The following is a 21904-nucleotide window of genomic DNA, read 5'->3' on the forward strand; positions in this document are numbered from 1 at the left end:
ATTATTATGTTATTAATGGTAGCTTTATAATAAAAGTACTACCCTTTCCTTTTTCACTTTCTACTGATATATGACCTTGATGGTCTTCTACTATTCGTTTTACATAGGCCAAACCTAAACCATGACCTTTTACGTTATGCACATTTCCTGTGTGCTCTCTATAAAATTTTTCAAATATCTTTTTTTGTACTTGCTTAGACATTCCATTTCCTTGATCAGAAATCTTCACTAAAATATGATTTCCAACATTTTCTGTATGTACATCTATTTTTGGTGCATCATCAGAATATTTAATGGCATTATCTAAAACATTTACTAAAACATTAGTAAAGTGAGTCTCATTTGCTAAAACTGAAGATTTATCAGCTTCTAAATGTGTTTTCACGTAACCTTGCCTATCTTCAACCATAAGCTCAACATGAGTTATGGCATCTTCGATTAAGTCGTGTAATTTTACTCTTTCCTTACTTATATTAAGTTCGTTTTTTTCTAGTTTAGATATTCTAAGTACGTTTTCTACTTGTGCATGCATGCGTTTGTTTTCATCTTTAATCATTTTTAAGTATCGTAATACTTTTTCTTGATCTCCAATAATCTTTGGATTCTTAATAGAATCTAAAGCTAAATTAATAGTAGCTATTGGTGTTTTAAACTCATGCGTCATGTTATTAATAAAATCAGTCTTAATCTGTGATATCTGACGTTGTTTTATTAATTGATGTATTGCGCTAGCAAAAGTAATTATGATGATTGACGTAAAAATTATCGACAATATTGTCATTCCTAATATTGAAGAAAATAAATACTTATTTCTATCAGGAAAATTAAGATATAGCTTATAATTACTTTCATTATGGTTGTCTAAAAAAATAGGCACACCATATGTTGATGATTTTACTAGCTCAAAATTATTAGACTGCACTTTTGTAGCCAAATCTTTATCATAAATGGCAAACTCAAAGTCAGTTTCAATACCATCAATTTTTAATTGTTTTGCTAACAGTTCTTGCACATCATCTGCTGAAACTCGTTTATATATAGGATAATTTTTAAAAACATCTCTATAATTTAATTCATACAGTTTCTTTTCAACTTCTGGCAAGCTACTAAACTCTCGTATTGTTTTTTGAGGACTAATTCTTAAGTTTCCATCTAAAGAATTATTGTCATAAACTCTAGTTTCTCTCTGATTAAAAAATCGACTTACATTAATACTGTCTAAACCAATGTCAAAGAACATTGATGGTACTTTAAAGCTTTCTTCAAGTATTGCGTTTCTATAAATAATAGTCTGGTTTGCTACTTCATCTTGAGTTAATACTGTTAACTCTTTTAAACTAATTGAATCTGCAACTTCACCTCTAGCAATTAACTCATGCATTTTTGTTGCATAGTTATTAAACTCTCTATCTTCAATAGCATTAGAAACAAAACTTAATGAGCGCTTTACATTTAGTGTAAACTGCTTTTTTTCATTTTGTAAACTATTGTTTATAAAAAACACTTGAACAAAAATGATTCCTATGAGCGATAAACTCATTAAAATCACTAACATGACGAATAGCCCTTTTTTGCCCATCATTCAAATTTAATATTTTAACATTTACTACTTGTACCCTTTAACCTTACATTAACAAAAATGTTAAAATTTACGTTTTTCTATTGTTTTAAGTATTCTTCTATGGATTTCTAGAACTTGAGCTTTTGTATGCTCTAAAGTATCATTAACAATAACAAAATCCGACTTTGAGATTTTTTCTTCATCAGACATTTGATTATTCATAATTGCTTCTATTTTATCTCTTGAAGTATCATCTCTATTAATAACCCTTGATATTTTATCTTGTTTTTTAGCTGTGACAGTAATTATAGAGTCATATTGAGATTGCATATTATGCTCAAAAATTATTGCAGCTTCTTTAATTACGTATGGAGATGTTTGTTTCTTTAACCATCTTTTAAAATGCATGGCAACTTTTGGGTGTACAATTGCATTCATTTGTTCTAAATATGCTTTATCATGAAATATTTTTGAAGCTATAAAAGTTTTATTCAGTCCATTTGCATTATAGGCATCACTACCAAATAAAGCTATTAACTTACGCTTTATAACTTTTGAAGTATCCATTAAGCGTTTAGCTTCAGTATCTGCAATATATATAGCTATACCTAACTCACTAAACATTTTTGCTACTGTAGTTTTACCACTCCCTATTCCACCTGTAAGCCCAACTATAATCATTGTATAAGTATATATTCTACTTTGTTTTGCTTTATTCTAGCGTTTTTTACTACCTCTGGCATTTTTATTAGCTTTGGGAATAAAAAAGGACTGTTTGTGTTACCAATTTCTGAATAATCACATTCAACTTTAAAATCTAAAGCTTTTACACTGTTATAGTCATTAAGATTCACATAATAAGTAACTGTAACAGTTTTTGGAAAAAAATTAATATTTGTGTTTACAGGTAAGTTTATAACAGATATTGGAATTTCTAGAGTTCCTTCAGTAAATTTGCCAACCTTAGCAATCATATTTACAGTAGTATTGGTAATATGAACATTTTTAGTTTTGGCTTTGAAGTCTAGTTCTATTTCTTTATCAATGTCATTATTAACCTCATTAAGCTTAATGTTTTTTGTTTTAACAAACTCAATATTTGAAATTAGCTGACTTGGCCCAATAATTCTTACAGAATCTGGCTCGTACTTAATTGAGCCAACAACATCATATCCAACTGCAAATGACAAATTAATATTAGGTTTAATAGGCACCTTTTTTACAGCCATAGATTGAAATGGAAAAGTTAAAGCGCTTGGCTTAACAGATACAATCTCCAAAGAATTTTTGAACTCTTTTTCTAAACTTCCTTTATTCACTTTTGCATCCCATAAATAAAAATCACTTTGTAAGCTTACATCTCTTTTAAAGTCAATTTTTAATGAATGGTCAAACAAATAATATCTCAATAAATTAAAACCATAGGCCTTTACTACAACATTAATTGTATCATTATTGGAAATTAAAGAGTGTTCTTCAGGTAAGTTAACATATTCAATATTTAATGCTAATGTTTCTGTATAAACTTTAGATAGTTTTGTTATAATTAAAAACAAAAAGGCCAATAGAAAGAATAAGCCAAACACATTTAGCTTTCTACTTCTAATAGATTTTACAATCTTACCTTTTAATTTATTCAACATGCTTAAAAAATAATTTAGGAAACTGTTTTTCAGGCTCTTTATTAAATACTTTTATCGCAACAGTAGACTTTAAAAATCCATAACCATAACCAAAAAATTGAACGCAGATAGCTAATATAGATTGTATGGATACTATAAAACTTTTAGTGGTAAAAAAAGCTAATAAAAAAGCGGTTAAAAAATATAATCCAAACAATAATATAAATAGTTTATATCCTAAGATAGCAAAAATTATAGATGCAATAAACAACAAACAAAATAATGTAGGCAGCCAAAATACTAACCTGTTAGTGCTAGGATGCCAATGGTTTAAAATAGGTCTTACTAATCCAAATTTATGTACTTGTGTATAAAATTTAGACCATGAAATCCTTCTTTTATGATATACAAATGCATCATTATATAATTTAGTGGTAAATCCAAGCTTGTTTAATCTAATAGATAAATCTGGATCTTCTCCTGGATGAATAACTCCAAACCCTTTTGAAGCTTCAAATGCCTCTTTAGAAATTCCCATATTAAAGCTTCGAGGTTGAAACTTTTTATCAGAAGCTTTACCTCCTCTAATACCTCCAGTAGTAATAAAAGATGTCATTGCAAAATTTATAGCTTTCTGAAGCGATGTAAACGATTCGTGGGCTGCATCTGGACCACCAAAACAATCAGCGTAATTTGTGTTTAAGTTATTGAATACAGTTTTTAAATATTGATTAGGGAGCAAACAATCAGAATCTAATATGATGAAATAATTTCCTTTTGCTTTTTTCATTCCAAAATTTCTAGAATCTCCAGGCCCAGAATTTGTTTTAAAGTAATATGAAATATTCAATACTTCACTATAACTATCTACAACCTTTTTAGAGGTTATATTGGATCCGTCTTCAATAATTATTATTTCATAATCAAATTCACCATCAAGATTAACAAAACTCTCTAAAAGCTCGTTAACCTCATCTGGTCTATTATAAACTGGTATTATAAATGAAAGTGATAGTGTATTCATATATCACAAAGGTAAATAAACAAAACACAAAAGCCACCAAATTGGTGGCTTTTGAAAACTCTATTTTTCTGTTATTATTGTTTAATAATACGTATTGTTTTAGTATTATCATTTATCGTTACTCTTACTATATATGCTCCAGCTTGTAATGAAGACATATCTACTTCATTATTTACTGAATTAGGAGAAGTTCTTACAACTTCCTGACCTAACATATTATAAATAGACACATTTTGAATATTATTATGTGCTTTTAAATTTAACGTGTTTTTTACAGGATTAGGGAAATACGTAAATCCGTTTTGATCTTCTATATCATCAATACTTAAAGTAGAAGATGTCCAAACTTTAATATTAAAATTACCATTTGTTGGCACTGCTGTACCATAACTATAAATTCTAGTGTAATAAGTTTGTCCTATAGATAATCCTGAATAAGTAATTGTCTCAACAATTGGTGCTGTTGTTACAGTATTATCAGCACAAGATATATAAGTTAATGCACCACAAGAACCAGAATACAATGTCGCAACACCATCAAAATTTAATTCATAAGTAATATTTACATCTGCGGTAGTTGCAACGAAACTATACCAAACATCATCATTAGCATTCCCTGTAAAACCATTACAAACTTCAGCTGCTCTATTAGTATCAAATGCATTAATTATTGTGCCAGCTGTAGGTGTTGCAGAAGCTGCATCAACAATACTAGTTTGATGTAATACTGAAATTGCATTAGCGCATAAATCGTTAGATACCGAAGGAGGTCTTGTAGTAAAAGATAATGAAGTACAGCCTGAAGCTGAACCTGCACCATTATAAGGTACTATCGTTGCATAATAAGTTGTAGAATTTGCTAACCCTAATGAGCTTAAATTGTAAGATGTAACATTACCAACGTCAGTAACTGGTAAAACATCAGAAGCACCAGGTGTTGTTCCTATAGATAAGTTATATCCAGTTGGTCCACCAGAAGCAGCATTCCATGCTAAATTTCCGTTTGGATTTATTGACGTGCTTTGTGTAAGTGTTGAACATCCAGGTGTTGCGTTAGCACTTAATCCATTTAATATAACATTAGGAATATATCCTATTCTTGTTCCTGTTGGTGGTGCAGCTGGATCTGGATTTGTACTGTCACTTCTATAGTAAATACTTCTATTAGCAGTACTAACTGAATTATAAAAATCTTCTGTAATACCTAATAATGCAGAATCATTTTCATCTACTGCAATTATTAAATTACTAGTACCATCATAAGCAAACGGCGTATCAAAAGTAATAGTAACATAGCCTTGACCAGTAACTACCAAACCACCAGTGTAAACAGGAGTTAATGTACCAACAGCAACCCAATCTGTTGTACTAGCAAATGAGGATTTTGAAGTATTAGCTATATAAATAGTTAAACTAGTTGTTAGAGTTCCAACAGTTGGCCCACTGTAATACCATTGCAAACCAGTAATATTACCAGCAGATGCATTAATTTCAGCTGCTGTATAGATACTTTGAGAATAGGTATAACCCCAATAAGGATCAAACGGTGTTGATTGAGTCTCATTATTTCCAGTGCCAATGGTTACTTGAGCAAAAGAATAAGAGGTAAATAAAATAATGAATAAAAGCGTAATTTTTTTCATATGATTTGGTGTTATTTTGTTTATAGTTAAACATAAAAATATCAATATTATATTGATTTGATATTCAATAACTTATTAATTCGACTAAAAGGCACAAAAACACGATAAGTGAAAATGGTGTTTACCCTTAATCGCAATAAATACCAAATCATATAAAATAAAAAAGCCTTGCTAAAAAATTAGCAAGGCTTTAAAATAGTGTTTAATATTATTTATTGTTTAATAATTCTGATAGTTTCAGTATTATCATTAACAGTTACTTTTACAAAATATGCACCAGCTTGTAACGAAGACATATCTACTTCGTTAGACATTTCATTAGGAGAAGTTCTAATTACTTCTTGTCCTAACATATTAAATACAGATACATTTTGAATCTCATTTTGAGCTCTTAATGATAAGGTGTTTTTAACTGGATTAGGGAAGTAAGTAAATTGATTATTCTCAAATTCTCCAACAGATAATGCAGGATCAGTTAAAGTAACGTCAAAAGTTCCTTCTTCTGTACCATTATTCCAAAGTTGTAAATAATAAGTATTACCCGCAGTCAATGCAGTTAAAGTTAAAGTAGCTAAAGGTTCAGCACTACTACATCCAACACTAGTAAGTGTGCCACAAGAACCACTATAAGCTGCCATATGAACAGCTGTTGCAGTGCCTAAAGTAGCTGTAACATTTACTTGTCCACTTGCAGGAGCAATAAATGTATACCATACATCTGCTATTGCATTAAATGAATCGCAAGTTGGTTGTGTTGCATTAACTGTAGCACAACTATTATCAACAGTAGTTGCATTACCATCAACAGATAAACCTGTTGCACTAGCACAATCTTGATTTGTTTGAGCAGGTGAGCAAGCTGGCGCACAAGTTAATGTTAAGTCAAAAAGACCAACACTAGTTGAATTCCAACCTTCAACTGTAATGTAATAAGTTGTTGTTCCATCTGAAGTAAAACTTCCATAAGAACGAGTACCTGCACCTGGACAGTTAGTAGTACCACCATCATCATTACCTCCTACTAAAGTTAAGTTTCCTGATGTTCCTGTGTATACTAAAAACGAAGTATCATAACTAGATGGACACATATCAATAGTAATAACTTCAGCTGTACCTGAGCCAGTGTAAGAATACCAAACGTTAGGTGCATCTAAATCAGCTCCAAATCCGTCTGGTGCATTATCTTCATCTAAAGTTGCTAAAGAAGTGTCTCCAGTAACATTATCATTACAATTTAAAGCTATAGCTCCAGAAAGGTTATCGTTAGCTAAAGGTGTAGCTGTAGTTGTAAAAGAAACAGTTGTCCAAGCACTGTAAGTTGGACCTGCACAAACTGTTCTAACATGGAAATAATAAGTTGTTAATTCAGATAAGCCGCCAGCATTATAAGACGCACTAGTAATTGCAGCACCAGATCCAGCAGGATCCGTGTTAACTTGGTCTAATACATACTCATAATTTCCAGTAGAAGCTGTCCAAGTAATATCAGCAGATACATCTGTAATATTGTTTACAGCTAAACCAGCAATATCAGGACATGCAGGAGTCATTCTTATTTCAAAATCATCGACTGAAAAATCTATATCTGCTGAGCCATTAGTAGCTCCTTCAACACCTCTGAATGCAAAACGCACATTTTGTCCCGAATAGGCATCTAAATCAATAATATTAACTGACCCTGAATTTGAAGGGACATTGGTGTTGTTATATGTATACAAAACTGTCCAATTTGTAGTTCCAGTTGAAACAAGAACTTCAACAAAATCATCAGCTTCCCAAGGATTAGTAGGTGCTGCCTGACTACCAAATTGTGTTGCAGCAGCATTAAATTTTAATTCATAACCTGTAGCAGGAATTGCATATAATGGAGATAAAATCCAATCGTTATCACCTGTAGCATCAATGTTAACTTTCATTGCACCAGTTGTGCCATTGTTTGCAAAACCATCAGCTGCCCATGAACTTGTTCCAAATGTAGCAGGTCCAGCAACTAAATCTCCATTATCAGCTTCTTGCCAGCATGAAGGAACATAAGTTGTAAAATCTTCTAATGAAGGTACAGTTAGTACAGGACATGGATTTAAAACCACACCAGATGTAGCTGCAGATAAAGTTGAGTTTGTACATGTTACTCTTAATCTGTAATAAATAGTTGTTCCAGCAAATGCAGGAGGTGTATATGAAGGTGTTGTAGCACCTGTACCACCAACTGCGTTAACATAAGTTACATCGTCAGCAGATTCTTCCCATTGAAAAGCTAAACCGCTAACTCCTGTTGAATAACCACTTCCTACTAATGGTGCAGGTGTTTGTCCTGCTAATAAAGTTTGAGATGTTGGGCTAACCGTTCCAGCTGTTGGAGTACCAGAACAAGCTGCTGGTGGAGTCCAAGTAAAAGTTAAACCAGATGCTGGCACAATAGAGCTCGAAATTGACAAAGTATTACCTGCAGATGTAGATGCTGTAGTTGCATTCCAGTCTGTTGTTGTTGTTCTACTATTGAAGTTAGAAGCAGGAGTATTAGGATTAGCTCTCAACCCAGCCATAACTGTACCAGTTGTAGCATTATTAGTCATCGTACCATAAACTACTTCAACCGTATTACCGTTTTCATTTAATCTAATTTGGAAATTAAATGAATCATTAATAGGAGGAACTGAAGAAGTATATTTTCTAGCATTAGTCCATTGAACAACTAACGTTTGGTTAGGTGATGAACCTAATAACTCATAACGCATTTCACCGCCTGCTTGCATTTGTAAGTCTCTAGCAAAACCTGCAACTCTAGCTACTAAATCATTAGTAACTGTTGTAGATGTTGAAGATAAAGGTGTATAAGAACTTGATGTATTAACATTAACTGAAGGTGTTTGAGAAGATGTCCCTAAAGAAATCCAACCATTAGTGTTTACAGCAAACCTGTCGTAAACAAATCCATTAAAAGTAAAGTTAAACCCAATTGGAAACCCAACACCAGTCAAAGTTGTACCTCCTAATGGTACAGCTGGATCAACAAACCTTTGGTCATCACTAGCAGTATCGCCTAACACTGTTCCACCTGTAATAGCCGTATAGGTACCATTACTTTGTGAAAAAGAATAAGCACTAACTTGCGCATAAGTTGATGCGGAAATTGCAAATAAAAATGCAATTAGTAAAGTAATTTTTTTCATGTGTAAATTGATTTAAATTAGTTAATAATATAGTTATAGAGTTCAATTTATTAATAATCTTTTAACAAATAAGTTAATATATTTTCAAATCGATGAAATACAATTAATGTCGTTAAAACACATGTTTTTAGACGTTTAAACATTTTGAAAAAAAAATCAAAAAAAACAACTTAAATCAATAAGCTATTCTTTAATTATTTTTAAATTTTTTACTTGAGATTGAGTCTCAACTTTGATAAGATATAGTCCTTTAGTGAAGTCAGATAAATCTATACTATTTGCAGCATCACTTAAATTAATTGTTTTTAAATAATGTCCTAAAATGGTGAAAATTGTAATTTTTGTAATAGGTTCTGAAGATTTGAAATTAAGTTTGTTTTTTACTGGGTTTGGATAATATTCAAACAGGTCTTGTTGGTTAGAACTTAATGACAAAGGATGATTACCTTCTGTAATTTCTATTAACTGATTAGAATTTACGTTGTAGATAATATCTTCAATACCACTTAACCATTTGACTTTTACATAATCTACTTGTGTATTATTTCCAAGTCCAAAAACCTCTGTAGATGAATTTTGACTTAAATATCCTTCTCCACATAACGTATATCTGTATTGCTTAGCACCATTAATTGCAATTTCAATAACAGACCCTACTCCATCTTTGTTGCTATTAATTCCGTTTAGCTTAACTTTTAACCACTTATTATTTGATACTGTTTGATTATGCCAAAAAGATGAATTTTGATTATTAGAATTATTAACCACAATTTCTAAAAAACCATCATTATTAAAATCGCCAATAGCGTTAGAATAGCTTTCTCTGTTGTCATTTGCAAAACCAGCATTATTAGGAATTACAAATGTACCATTACCTTGATTTTTATAAAAAGCTGCAGACAATAAACTAGGTATTGAGCCATTTAACGATCCGCTTACATACAAATCCAAATCTGTATCATTTTCGGCATCTAAAAAAACCGCTCCCCAACCTAAACTATTAAATTTGGTTCCTGAAGATGCTGCAATATCAGTAAAGGTTTCGTTTCCGTTGTTTTTCAAAAAAACATTACCTGCAGGCCCATTGGTAACATAAATATCTAAATAACCATCACTATTAAAATCATCAATTGTTACTGTCATTGCATCTATTCCTATGTCAGTACCTGATGATTGACTAACGTCAGAAAATGTTCCATCACCTTTGTTTTTGTATAATACATTTAAATTGTTAGGCTTATCATTAGACACATATATGTCTTGCCATCCATCATTATTAAAGTCAAAAAAAGCAGCACAAAAAGACAACTTACTTGTATTATGAATTTCTGCAACAGCACTTACATCCGTGAACGTACCATCTCCATTATTTTTAAATAGATAATTTGGCTCAATAAAATTTTCATCTCTATTGCAAATGAAAACATCTAGAAACCCGTCGTTATTATAATCTCCCCAAGAAGCACCATAACTTTTTAAATTAGTCATTGGCAAACCTGCTGATGCTGTTACATCTTGAAAATTAAAGCTTCCGTCATTGTTGTAAAGTATATTTCTGTTTGTATTACTAGTTACAAACATATCTTTATCTCCATCATTATCATAATCTACCCAATTAACTTGTTTTGTTTGATATAATGGATCTGTGAAGTTAAAAGGCTGATTTACAAATGTGCCATTTACATTTTTTAAAAATAAAACAGGCAAACCTGCTCCTGTTGCAAAAGTTAAATCGTCCCATCCATCATTATCTGCATCGCAAAACGATACACCATTCCCTAAATAAGTGCTTCCAGTTGAAAAATTTAAACCTATTGTGCTAGAGGTATCTTGAAAATATATTTGTGCATTAATACCACTAAAGCAAACAGAAAAAGCAAAAAACAAAAAGTAGTATTTATTCATATGTAAATTAATTAACGCCTTAATTTAAATAAAATAAAAGTATTAATCATATAATTTTGGTAGACTACTTTAAAAGTCGATAAAACAAAAAAACCTTGCCAAATATTGACAAGGTCTTCATTTATAATTATTTATATAATATTATTCTTTTACAAATTCTGCCATTACAGAATCACTAACTCCCATGTTACTAAATCCTCCATCATTAAATAAATTTTGAAGTGTAACTCGTTTAGTTAAATCACTAAACAGTGTTACAGTATAATTTGCACAGTCTAAAGCAGTTGCGTTACCTAATGGAGACATTCTATCAGCATATGCTATAAAGCCATCAAACCCTTTAACACCTTGTCCAGCAGTTGTAGGAGTTGGTGATTGAGAAATAGTATTAACTCTTACTTTTTTGTCCTTTCCAAAGAAATAACCAAAACTACGAGCTATACTTTCTAAATATGCTTTATTATCTGCCATATCATTATAATCTGGGAATACTCGTTGTGCAGCCATGTAAGTTAATGCTACAATACTTCCCCATTCGTTCATTGCATCTGCTTTGTATAATGTTTGCATTACTTTATGAAAAGACATTGCCGAAACATCTGTTCCTTTTTGTGTCCATTCGTAATTTTGGTCTGTATAATGCTTTCCTTTTCTAACATTAATAGACATTCCTATTGAATGCAATACAAAATCTAATTTACCACCTAAAATTTCCATTGATTGAGCAACTAAATTTTCTAAATCTTCAATAGATGTTGCGTCTGCAGGAATAATTTGTGATCCTGTTTTTTCAGCTAGCTCATTTATTTGTCCCATACGCATAGCAATTGGAGCATTTGTAAGTACAAAAGTTCCCCCTTCTTCATGAACACGTTCTGCTGTTTTCCATGCAATTGAATTAGGATCTAATGCTCCAAAAATAATTCCTCGTTTTCCTTTTAGTAAGTTATATGACATAGTCTTCTTGTTTAGTTGTATATATAGATTTATTAATCGTTAATTCAAAGATAGCATTAATTAAGTAATTGTTTAGCATGAGCAATTGCAGAACTTGAAATTTCTGATCCTCCTAGCATTTGTGCTATTTCAACAATACGTTCATCTGGGTTTAATTTTTTTAATTGAGTTTGGGTAACCTCATTTATATCTTCTTTAAATACTTTATAATGTGTATCGCCTTTTGCTGCAATTTGAGGTAAATGTGTTATGGTAAATACTTGCATGCTTTTACTCATTTGTTGCATTATAGTAGCCATTTTGTTAGAGATTTCTCCAGAAACACCAGTGTCAATTTCATCAAACATAATGGTTGGCAATTGTATATATTTAGATAAAATAGATTTTATTGCCAACATAATTCTAGATAACTCTCCTCCTGATGCGGCTTTTTTAAGCTCATTAAAATTGCCTCCTTTATTAGCCGAAAACAAAAAGGCTAAATCATCTTTTCCGTTACTATAAAACGAATCACTCGCAGATAACTCTATATTAAATTTAGCATTAACCATTCCTAACGTCGCTAGTAAATTTTCTAACTGACTTATAAGTTTTGGGATTATTTTAACTCTGTTATCATGAATTGTTTTAGCGTCGTTATTAAGTTGTAGTTCTATTGATTTTATTTGATTTTCTATTTGCAGAATTCGCTCTTCTAAATGTTCTGATTCGGAAACTTTGGTCGCTAACGATTCTCTAATAGCAATTAATTCAGTTTCGCTTGAAGCTGAATGTTTAAGCATTAAATTATGAAGTACCTGTAGTTTATTATTTACTACTTCTAACCTATTAGGATCGGCTTCTAACTGGTCTTGTAAGCTTTCTACTTCCCTAAAAACATCATTCAACTCTATTAAACTACTATTTAGTCTTTCAAATATATCTTTATAAGCCTGTTTATAATTAGATAATTTAGAAAGTTGGTTTTTTATTTCTGTTAAGTTTGTTAAAACTCCAGCGTCTTCATTACTTAATAATTCATGAGAAAAAGATAATTTCTCTTTTATATCTTCAATATTATTAAGTGTTTCGTATTCTTCTTCTAAAGTTTCAAACTCACCAACTATTAGTTTAGCTTCTATAAGTTCATTCAATAAAAATGAGTTATAATCTTGTTCTTTTATCGCTTCTGCTTTTTTAGTCTGAAGTACTTTCAATTCAGCTTGAAGTGATTTAAACTCGCTTAAATTACTAGAATACCCTTGTAGTAAATTCCCGTTTTCAGCCAATGCATCAATAACCTGAAACTGAAAATCGTCATTAGTTAATTGCAACGTTTGATGTTGAGAATGAATATCTAAAAGATGTTCGCCAAGAATTTGCAAACTATCTAAGTTTACAGGAGTATCATTAATAAAAGCTCTAGATTTACCTGAAGGCAAAATCTCTCTACGTATTATTGTTAAAGGTTCATAATCTAAATCTTCTGTTTTAAAAAGAGGTTTTAAATTATAACTAGCAATATCAAAAGTTGCTTCAATAACACACTTTTCTGATTGATTTTTAACGCTACTCAAATCGGCACGTTTACCTAGAATTAATGACAAACCTCCTAAAAGTATAGATTTACCTGCACCTGTTTCACCAGTAATTATTGTTAAACCATTAGTAAAATTGACCTGTAATTGGTCGATAAGCGCATAGTTTTTTATTGAGAGGGTTGTGAGCATTTATTAGATTAAAAGTACTAGGTAAAAGTACAAAGTTTATACAATAATTTCAACTCACAATTAGGATTGCTTACTAAAAATTAATGTTTCTCCATTTTGCAGCATAAGTTGGAGCAACTTTGTTAAGCGTTTCTATAACATTAGTAATATTTACACTTGGTCCAGAACTAAAAATCTGCTCTATTTCGTCTGCTTTGGTATCAAAAAATACACGTAACAAAAAAGAGTTTGGACGTCTTAAATTCATTGTATTTAAATCAGAAACTGTATTGGCGATTTTCTCCTTACCTCCTTTAGCATTATCTGACATAATATCTAATCCTTTTATATGGTAATCGTACATTACACTTCTATATTCTTTAAATGTAGGAGACAAAATATTATCAATTAGAATAAATCGTGTTTGTTGTCCATCTACTAAATTCCATCCTTTAAAATTACTTTGTTGAGAATAGTTTACAATATTTTGCGCTTGTTTAAAGTATTCATCTCCTCCATTTAACTCAAAAGTATCAGCATCTATACCAAGAATCATAAATACATGAAACGTTATAACTGAAACTAAATTAGAATCATACTGACTTGGATTGTATACAAGGTTTTGAAATTCTAAATATTGAAAATCAAAATTTTTATCATTAAAATTATAAACTGGTGTTAAATAAGACGAATTAAATACTGGTCGTGATGACTGTATTTGGATACTAGCTTTAAACGAATCACTATTATAGTCTTGTATATTAATTACCATACTACAATCTATTCGCTCTTGTGGTTTAAAGGTTTTATTTGTCCATTGCGTATTGTTAACAAACTCTTTTAATTGCCTTTCTAATGTTTTAAAAACTTGAACATTCTCATTTCCTGTTTGTTGTGCATTAACTACAACATTACAATTAAGTTCTTGTGTATATGCCTGAGAAACAAAAAATAGTGCAATATAAAGTATTGTGTTACGCATGTATTTGTTTTAAAATTTGATTTAATAAATCGTTAGCAACGTCTTCTTTTGACTTTAATGAATGTTCAATAACATCACCTTTATCAGTTATAAATGTAACCTTATTTGTCGAACCTCCAAAACCAGCACCTTTATCATTTAATGAATTTAAGACAATTAAATTTAAATTTTTAGCATTTAACTTTCCCTTTGCATGCTCAAGTTCGTTATTTGTTTCTAAAGCAAAACCTACTAAAAACTGTGATTTTTTAACCTTTCCTAATGATGCTAAAATATCTTTTGTCTTTTCTAACTCTATAGTTAACGTGCTATCTTTCTTTTTTATTTTTGTATCTGATACATTTTTTGGTTTATAATCTGCAACAGCTGCAGAAAGTATTGCTATGTCTACTGATTTGTATTGTTTATGTACCTCATCATACATTTGAAGAGCACTAGTAACATGGATAATATCGATTAGACTATGTGATACACTCTCTTTTGTTGGACCAGTGATTAAAATAACCTGAGCGCCTAAATTTGCAGCAGCTTTAGCTATTTCAAACCCCATTTTACCACTAGAATGATTTCCAATAAAACGAACAGGATCTATAGCTTCATAAGTTGGTCCTGCTGTGATTAGAACCTTTTTATCTTTAAGAGGCAGCTTATTTAAAATATCTTTTTCAATAAAACTAACTATGTCTTCAGGTTCAGCCATACGACCTTCACCAACTAATCCGCTTGCTAACTCTCCACTTGTAGCAGGAATCATAACATTACCAAAGCTTTTAAGCAAATCAAAAGAGCGCTTTGTACTTTTATGCTTATACATATCTAAATCCATAGCTGGAGCAAAATATACAGGGCATTTAGCAGACAAGTATGTAGCCATTAATAGATTATCACAAACACCATTAGCCATTTTAGATAATGAATTTGCTGTAGCAGGCGCAATAATAAAGTAGTCAGCCCAAAGTCCGAGCTCTACATGATTGTTCCAAACAGCGTTATCATCTTCTTCATTAGTAAATGAAGAATGAACTGGGTTTTTAGATAAGGTTGAAAGTGTTAAAGGTGTAATAAAATCTTTAGAAGCAGGCGTCATAACCACCTTTACGTTAGCGCCTGCTTTTATAAATAACCTAACTAGGTTTGCTGATTTATAAGCAGCAATACCAGCAGTAATGCCTAGTAGTATGTTTTTGCCGCTTAAAATTGACATCTTATTTTTTATTCTTGAACGTCGTCGTCAGTGTTTCTGTAGTAAATCTTGTCATTCAACCATTCTTGAATAGCTAGTGCATGAGGTTTTGGTAATTTTTCATAAAATTTAGATACCTCAATTTGCTCTTTGTTTTCAAAGATTTCTTCAAGACTGTCATTGTACGTAGCAAATTCTTCTAGTTTGTCAACTAACTCTCTACGTATGTCAGTGTTAATTTGCTCTGCTCTTCTAGAGATAACAGAAATAGCTTCATAGATATTACCTGTAGTAGCATCGATCTCATTTCTGTCATAAGTTACAGAACTTAGTGGAGCATTGGTCTTTTTTAAATCCATCGTTATATAAAATTAACTTTTATTTTTAAATACTTAATTGTGATAATTGTGCTGTTAGTTCAGCATTCATAGCGTCTGCAGTTTCCTTATGTTTTGAATTTGGATATGCTTTTGCAAATGACTTGTAATATGTAATAGCCGAATTTAATCGTCCTTCTTTTTTAGATTTTATACTATTAACTGCTAAATTATAAGCTGAATCTAATCTGTAATACATTGCTTCTTCTCTAAAAGTTGTTCCAGGATATTCTAATAAGAATAAATCGAAAGACTTTATAGAAGCTTCATAATCTGCAGATTCAAAATTTGCAATTTTATTATATTGTTTAGCTATTTCAAAAGCTTTTTTCTCTAATTTATAATCTAACTCCTTTATCATTGAATTAGCTTCAGCTAAATATTGTGATTCAGGATATTTATTAATAAACAATTGTAGCTTCTCAATTGCCTCTTTAGTTTCTTTTTGTTCTTTACTATAAACTGGCGATAAATTATAATAACTCTTTGTAGATAAAAATAATGCTTCTTCAGCCTTCTCACTATTAGAGTAAGCGTCTTCAAAACGTTCAAACTGATAAGCCGCCAAATAGTAGTCTTTCATCATATAAAATGAATTAGAATACATAAACATTAATTTTTCAGCTTGAGGTTTTCCTCTATAACCAGGAACAATTTGAGCAAATAAACGATTGGCTTTTCCATATTTACCTGCATCATACAATTCGGTTCCTAATTTGAACTTTACTGCAATATCTTCAGACTTTAAAGCCTTTTGATATTCACTACAAGATGAAAATGTTATAACTATTAATAGTAAGTAAAAAAATTTCTTCATATTTAAAAAACAGATTGCAAAAGTAAGTATTTATAACGTATTATGAAACAAAAATATTACGCTAAAATACCTATTGCTATTAGGCTTTGTTTAGGTTTAAGTATTTTTTAACTTTTATAAAGCTAATTTAACTGCTTAACTAAAGTTTTTATTTTAGCTTTTAATGGCTCTGAAGCCTCTACTAATGGCAACCTTACTGCTGATTTACATTTTTTTAATTCAGCTAATACTCCTTTAATTCCTGCTGGATTATTTTCTTCAAAAATAGCACTTGTAACGTCCATTAACTTGTAATGTATATCATAGGCTTCTTTTGCTTTTCCTTCTAAACCTAATTTTATCATTTTAGAAAATTGCTTCGGAAACGCCTGACCAATTACTGAAATTACTCCTGCTCCTCCTGCCAACACTACACCTAAAGCTAAATCGTCATCACCAGAAATGATTAAAAAATCTTTTGGTTTATTTTTTATCAATTGTAAATATTGTGCAACATTATTTGAAGCTTCTTTAACTGCAATAATGTTTTTAAAATCATTTGCCAATCTTAATGTTGTTGCTGGCAACATATTAGATGATGTACGTCCAGGTACATTATAAAGTATAATTGGAACTGGAGATATTTCTGCAATAGCCTTAAAGTGCTGATATACACCTTCTTGAGTTGGTTTACTGTAATAAGGCGATACAGATAAAATGGCATCTATATAACTTAAATCTGTAGTATTAATCTCTTCAATTACTTCTGCTGTATTATTGCCTCCAATACCTAAAACCATTGGCACTCTACTACCATTTGCTTTATGAATTGTATTAATAATATCCTTTTTTTCCTTTTTAGTAATGGTAACACTTTCTCCTGTTGTACCACTAATAACAAGGTAATCTGTTCCGTTTTCTATATTAAAGTTTACAATGTCTGCAAGTGCTTTATGATCTACAGTTAAATCTGATTTAAAAGGTGTAATCAATGCGACTCCTGTTCCAAAAAAATTTATCATTATATTTTATTTAGTACTGTTAAATATTTTTTTAATTCTGTTTTAAATACATCAAAATTTTTAGGGTTAACATCTATTATAAAGTCGTATAAACGATTATCTTTATTAGATATTCCTATTTTAAAATTTGCATTAGATGTTGCTGTAATTAAATCTAATTCTATTGTGTTTTGTTTATAAAAACAAATAAGTGCATCAAAATCTTTCTCAACAAATGATTGTAAATCTACATTCTTAATTTTTCCATTCCATCCAAAGTCTTTAGGCGTAAAATAAGTATCCCAAAGTGTGTCTGTATTTTTCTTCTCGTCATCAACAAAAGCAATAATTTTTGTCTTTGGTGGTAATATGTTTAGTTCATTTAAAAAAGCTCTAAATACATCAAAATCACCAAATTCGTCTAAGCTAAAAATCACTCCTACAGATTCAATTTTTTTGCTATTTACAGCAACATGTCTCTGATTTAATATATTGTTAATATATTTTTGGTTTGATTTTTTCTTAAATGCCTTTAAAATCATTTATTTTTGTTTTTGCAAAGGTAGTAAAATAGGCTACATTTATTATTAACATTTTCACAAGTTATAACATGAATTTAAAAACATTATTACTTCTTATTTGCATAGTAGCTTTTGCTTCCTGTAAAACAAAAACTCATTTATATAAAATTGAAGGCAAACAAATTGCAATTAGCGATTCGTTATCTTCTGATATAGCAATTGAGAACTATATAAAGCCATATAGAGATCATGTAAATGGAAATTTAGATAGTGTTTTAGCTTATTCTGTTGATACCTATTCAAAAAATGATGGCGAATTAAATACTGCTATTGGCAATTTAATGGCTGATATTGTTTACAAGCAAGCTAACCCAGTTTTTAAAAGTCGTACAGGTAGAGATATTGATATGGTTTTATTAAATCATGGTGGAATTCGTTCAATAATTTCTAAAGGAAATATAACTTCTCGTACAGCATATGAGATTATGCCTTTTGAAAATGCTATAGTAGTTGCTAAGCTTCCAGGAGCTCAAATTAAAGAGTTGCTTGAATATTTGGCTGCTGCTAAAAGAGCTCATCCTATTTCGCAATTAAAACTTACTCTTGATAAAGATTATAATATAGAAAGTGCTACATTAAAAAATAAGCCTATAGACTTTACTAAAACTTATTATGTAGCTACTAATGACTACTTATATAATGGTGGAGACCATATGGACTTTTTCAAAAAAAGTGACACCCTGTATGTTTTAGATTATAAAATAAGAAATGCGTTGATTGATTATTTTACCGAAACAGATACAATTAACCCAGTTATCGACGATCGTTTTATTAAAAAAAATAACTAAGCTCCTCCATAAAATAAAAAATTGAAGTCATGAAAAGAAGAGAATTTATACAACAAACAGCTGCAGCTTCTGCATTTATTGGAATTGGTGGTTTTGGTTTACAATCATTTTCAACAACTCAAAAAAAAATAACTATTCTTCATACTAACGATGTACATAGCCATATTGATCCTTTTGGTCCAGAAGATGGAAGAAATGCAAATCAAGGCGGAGTTGCTAGACGTGCAAGTTTAATTGAATCTATTAGAAAGGAAAACCCAAACACACTTTTATTAGATGCTGGAGATATTTTTCAAGGCACGCCATACTTTAACTATTATGGTGGTGAGTTAGAGTTTAAACTTATGAGTATGCTTAACTATGACGCAGCTACGATTGGTAATCATGATTTTGATAATGGAATAGATGGTTTATATGCTCAACTCCCTCATGCTAAATTTCAATTTATATCTTCAAATTATGATTTTAAAAACACCATAATGGACACTCATGCAAAACCATATAAAGTGTTTGTAAAAGATGGAATTAGAATTGGTATTTTTGGTTTAGGTATTGAGTTAGATGGCTTAGTTGATAAAAAAATGTATAAGGAAACTGTTTATCTCGATCCTATTGAAACATCACAAGAAATGACCAGAATACTTAAAGAGAATGAAAAATGCGATTTAATTATTTGCTTATCTCATTTAGGATATAATTATAAGGAAAATGCTGAAAAAATTAGTGATTTAAACTTAGCAAAAGCCACAAAAGATATCGACTTAATTATTGGAGGTCATACACATACTTTTTTAAGAAAGCCTACTGTTGTAAAAAATATTGCTAACGAGAATATGCTTGTAAACCAAGTAGGTTGCTATGGAATAAATTTAGGCCGAATAGATTTTTATTTCGATTCTGATAAAAATAAAGTAGCAAACGGAACTTCAATTATAGTTTAATTACAAGTTCACTCTTATCTCTTTTAATTTAGCTGTAGTTGGAATAAAATACTCGGTTAAAGTAACTTTTTGTTCTTTATGTTCAGATGCTGTATGATGCTCAAAAACATATCTGTATAACAAGTATAATGCAATTAAATGCAACATTCTTTCAAATAATTCAAACAACCAATAATACACGTATAAATCACAGATATACTTTAATACGTCTGAAAACACAAAACAAAACACCATTAATAAATACGTAATAGACTGAGAAGTTTCTTTATTAAGATAAACAGCAAAGGCAAAAAAGCACATAACAATTAATGCTACGCCATTAAAAATATAGAGTCCTAAATTTAAATCATCTACAAAATTTTCTTTTACCACACCATATAATACATACAAAAAGTATGAGTTAAGTAACAATACAAGTATTAAATAAATTGAAACAATCCCATCAAATTTAATGCGCTTAAGCTGACCAAATAAAACAAAAATAATAAGTAAATAAGCACATAAATAAGCAGCTTCTGCAAGCTTAAGTGAAATATCAACTAAATTAAAAACAGCTAAAGCATCTCCAATAAAAAAGAGTAAGAATATTGTAAAAAAGACTGTAGCCATTCTATTCTTTTGAGCAAAATAGAACGTCAATAGTATTGTTGTAGTTATTAGTGTTGTTATCTTAGAAATTAAAACATCAACATCTTTAAACACAAATATATCAGACTGGTAAGATGCTAAACAGTTAAGCGCAAACAAAACTAGTAATACATATGCCAAAATTGTATTAGGCTTTATTTTATGCCTTAATTTCATAGTAGATTTTTATAAGTAGGTTGAACAAATATAATAAAAAATAACATTCAACGGTATAATTATACACTTAATCGATTATTTGTTTATAAATTAAATGTTTAGAATCGAGATTTAATTTAGTCTTTCTTTAAGTACAGGTAGATTAGCTTGCAAATAGAAGAACAAGAACGCCAAGATTAAAAATATAGAACATAGTACATTTAAAATATTTATCTCAGCTACATAAAAATACGCCATTTGAACAACCTCTGAAAACACAATGAAAATAGAACCAACTAAAAGATTCATAGCTTTTTTATTTTCTCTATACATAAAGTTAATTAGAGCTACTGTTACTAACAACATAATGATTGCATTATAAAAATACTCTAAGGAATACTCATGCCTTGTTAGTTTATTTTGAGTTGTGTCTGTAACTATGGAAACAAAAAACACATCTAAAATTAGAAGTAAAAGTATATGCAGCGGAAATTTTTTAATCACTTCTACTAAATTCATATCTCTTAGAACTCTTATAATTAAGAATATATACGACAAAATATAAAGTCCATTTCCTATATAATAGTAATAGTCAAAAAGTGATTCACTATTTATATCAACATACCAAGAAATAAAATTTAGTATTTCTGCAACTGTAAAGGTTATTAGAAACAAGAAGAAAAATGGTCTCTTTTCACTAACCTTTAAACAATATAACGAGGTTAATAACACCATTAATAGAGCTCTAACTCCAGCAGCTTGAGCTTCATACTGAATTAGTTGCAACCCTAAAAAGACAACACTTAAAATTATTAATATGAGTATTAAAACTTTCTTCACTTCAATTTTTATTTATTCTTATAACGAAACAAATATAAAAAAGAAATACATATTAACGA

At 30.2% G+C, this 21904-nt stretch carries 19 protein-coding genes; 2 read left to right on the top strand and 17 right to left on the bottom strand.

Features of this window, described 5'->3' with window-relative positions:
• Positions 1-4 precede the first annotated feature (4 nt).
• From IEW41_RS08630 to IEW41_RS08700, 15 genes are all read right to left on the bottom strand, one after another.
• On the bottom strand, positions 5-1540 hold the full coding sequence (locus IEW41_RS08630; RefSeq protein ID WP_188605942.1) for a sensor histidine kinase: 1536 nt from the start codon (positions 1538-1540) through the stop codon (positions 5-7).
• A 102-nt stretch (positions 1541-1642) separates the two neighbouring features.
• Positions 1643-2242 (bottom strand): dephospho-CoA kinase, encoded by a 600-nt coding sequence (gene coaE, locus IEW41_RS08635; protein ID WP_188605943.1) that lies wholly within the window; start codon positions 2240-2242, stop codon positions 1643-1645.
• A complete protein-coding gene (locus IEW41_RS08640) occupies positions 2239-3204 on the bottom strand; it encodes a CdaR family protein (RefSeq protein ID WP_188605944.1) in 966 nt (321 codons plus the stop codon). The genes coaE and IEW41_RS08640 overlap by 4 nt, the downstream gene beginning before the upstream one ends.
• On the bottom strand, positions 3194-4207 hold the full coding sequence (locus IEW41_RS08645) for a glycosyltransferase family 2 protein (RefSeq protein WP_188605945.1): 1014 nt from the start codon (positions 4205-4207) through the stop codon (positions 3194-3196). Before IEW41_RS08645 ends, IEW41_RS08640 begins: the two co-directional genes overlap by 11 nt.
• A 74-nt stretch (positions 4208-4281) precedes the next feature.
• Positions 4282-5850, bottom strand: a complete 1569-nt coding sequence (locus IEW41_RS08650; RefSeq protein ID WP_188605946.1) for a T9SS type A sorting domain-containing protein — start codon at positions 5848-5850, stop codon at positions 4282-4284.
• 212 nt (positions 5851-6062) lie between these two features.
• Positions 6063-9023, bottom strand: coding sequence for an NIDO-like domain-containing protein (locus tag IEW41_RS08655; RefSeq protein ID WP_188605947.1), 2961 nt, complete (start codon positions 9021-9023; stop codon positions 6063-6065).
• Between the two features lie 183 nt (positions 9024-9206).
• A complete protein-coding gene (locus IEW41_RS08660) occupies positions 9207-10928 on the bottom strand; it encodes an FG-GAP-like repeat-containing protein (protein WP_188605948.1) in 1722 nt (573 codons plus the stop codon).
• A gap of 141 nt (positions 10929-11069) precedes the next feature.
• Complete coding sequence (locus IEW41_RS08665) at positions 11070-11885, bottom strand: enoyl-ACP reductase FabI (RefSeq protein WP_188605949.1); 816 nt, start codon at positions 11883-11885, stop codon at positions 11070-11072.
• A gap of 56 nt (positions 11886-11941) precedes the next feature.
• Entirely contained in the window at positions 11942-13594 is a 1653-nt protein-coding gene (gene recN / locus IEW41_RS08670; RefSeq protein ID WP_188605950.1) for a DNA repair protein RecN, read from the bottom strand.
• A gap of 73 nt (positions 13595-13667) precedes the next feature.
• Positions 13668-14555: a type IX secretion system protein PorD gene (gene porD / locus IEW41_RS08675; protein ID WP_188605951.1), complete on the bottom strand. Its 888-nt coding sequence runs from the start codon at positions 14553-14555 to the stop codon at positions 13668-13670.
• Entirely contained in the window at positions 14548-15759 is a 1212-nt protein-coding gene (gene coaBC / locus IEW41_RS08680) for a bifunctional phosphopantothenoylcysteine decarboxylase/phosphopantothenate--cysteine ligase CoaBC (RefSeq protein ID WP_188605952.1), read from the bottom strand. The genes porD and coaBC overlap by 8 nt, the downstream gene beginning before the upstream one ends.
• Before the next feature lie 8 nt (positions 15760-15767).
• On the bottom strand, positions 15768-16097 hold the full coding sequence (locus tag IEW41_RS08685) for a DNA-directed RNA polymerase subunit omega (protein WP_188605953.1): 330 nt from the start codon (positions 16095-16097) through the stop codon (positions 15768-15770).
• A gap of 25 nt (positions 16098-16122) precedes the next feature.
• The gene (locus IEW41_RS08690) at positions 16123-16932 is read right to left on the bottom strand and encodes an outer membrane protein assembly factor BamD (protein ID WP_188605954.1); all 810 of its coding nucleotides are present in this window, start codon (positions 16930-16932) and stop codon (positions 16123-16125) included.
• A 122-nt stretch (positions 16933-17054) separates the two neighbouring features.
• Positions 17055-17933, bottom strand: coding sequence for a 4-hydroxy-tetrahydrodipicolinate synthase (gene dapA / locus IEW41_RS08695; protein WP_188605955.1), 879 nt, complete (start codon positions 17931-17933; stop codon positions 17055-17057).
• Positions 17933-18454, bottom strand: a complete 522-nt coding sequence (locus IEW41_RS08700) for a DUF6913 domain-containing protein (protein WP_188605956.1) — start codon at positions 18452-18454, stop codon at positions 17933-17935. The genes dapA and IEW41_RS08700 overlap by 1 nt, the downstream gene beginning before the upstream one ends.
• Before the next feature lie 68 nt (positions 18455-18522).
• Between IEW41_RS08700 and IEW41_RS08705 the strand changes: the two genes are divergently transcribed.
• Positions 18523-19281, top strand: coding sequence for a 5'-nucleotidase C-terminal domain-containing protein (locus IEW41_RS08705; protein WP_188605957.1), 759 nt, complete (start codon positions 18523-18525; stop codon positions 19279-19281).
• Between the two features lie 29 nt (positions 19282-19310).
• Positions 19311-20222: a bifunctional metallophosphatase/5'-nucleotidase gene (locus tag IEW41_RS08710; RefSeq protein WP_188605958.1), complete on the top strand. Its 912-nt coding sequence runs from the start codon at positions 19311-19313 to the stop codon at positions 20220-20222.
• On the opposite strand, the gene IEW41_RS08715 is transcribed toward IEW41_RS08710, so the two are convergent.
• Together IEW41_RS08715 and IEW41_RS08720 are read right to left on the bottom strand one after the other, a co-directional pair.
• Entirely contained in the window at positions 20223-21026 is an 804-nt protein-coding gene (locus IEW41_RS08715) for a hypothetical protein (RefSeq protein WP_188605959.1), read from the bottom strand.
• Between the two features lie 111 nt (positions 21027-21137).
• Positions 21138-21845, bottom strand: a complete 708-nt coding sequence (locus IEW41_RS08720; protein WP_188605960.1) for a hypothetical protein — start codon at positions 21843-21845, stop codon at positions 21138-21140.
• Between the last annotated feature and the right edge of the window lie 59 nt (positions 21846-21904).

The organism is Aquaticitalea lipolytica (assembly GCF_014641635.1).
Taxonomy (GTDB): domain Bacteria; phylum Bacteroidota; class Bacteroidia; order Flavobacteriales; family Flavobacteriaceae; genus Aquaticitalea; species Aquaticitalea lipolytica.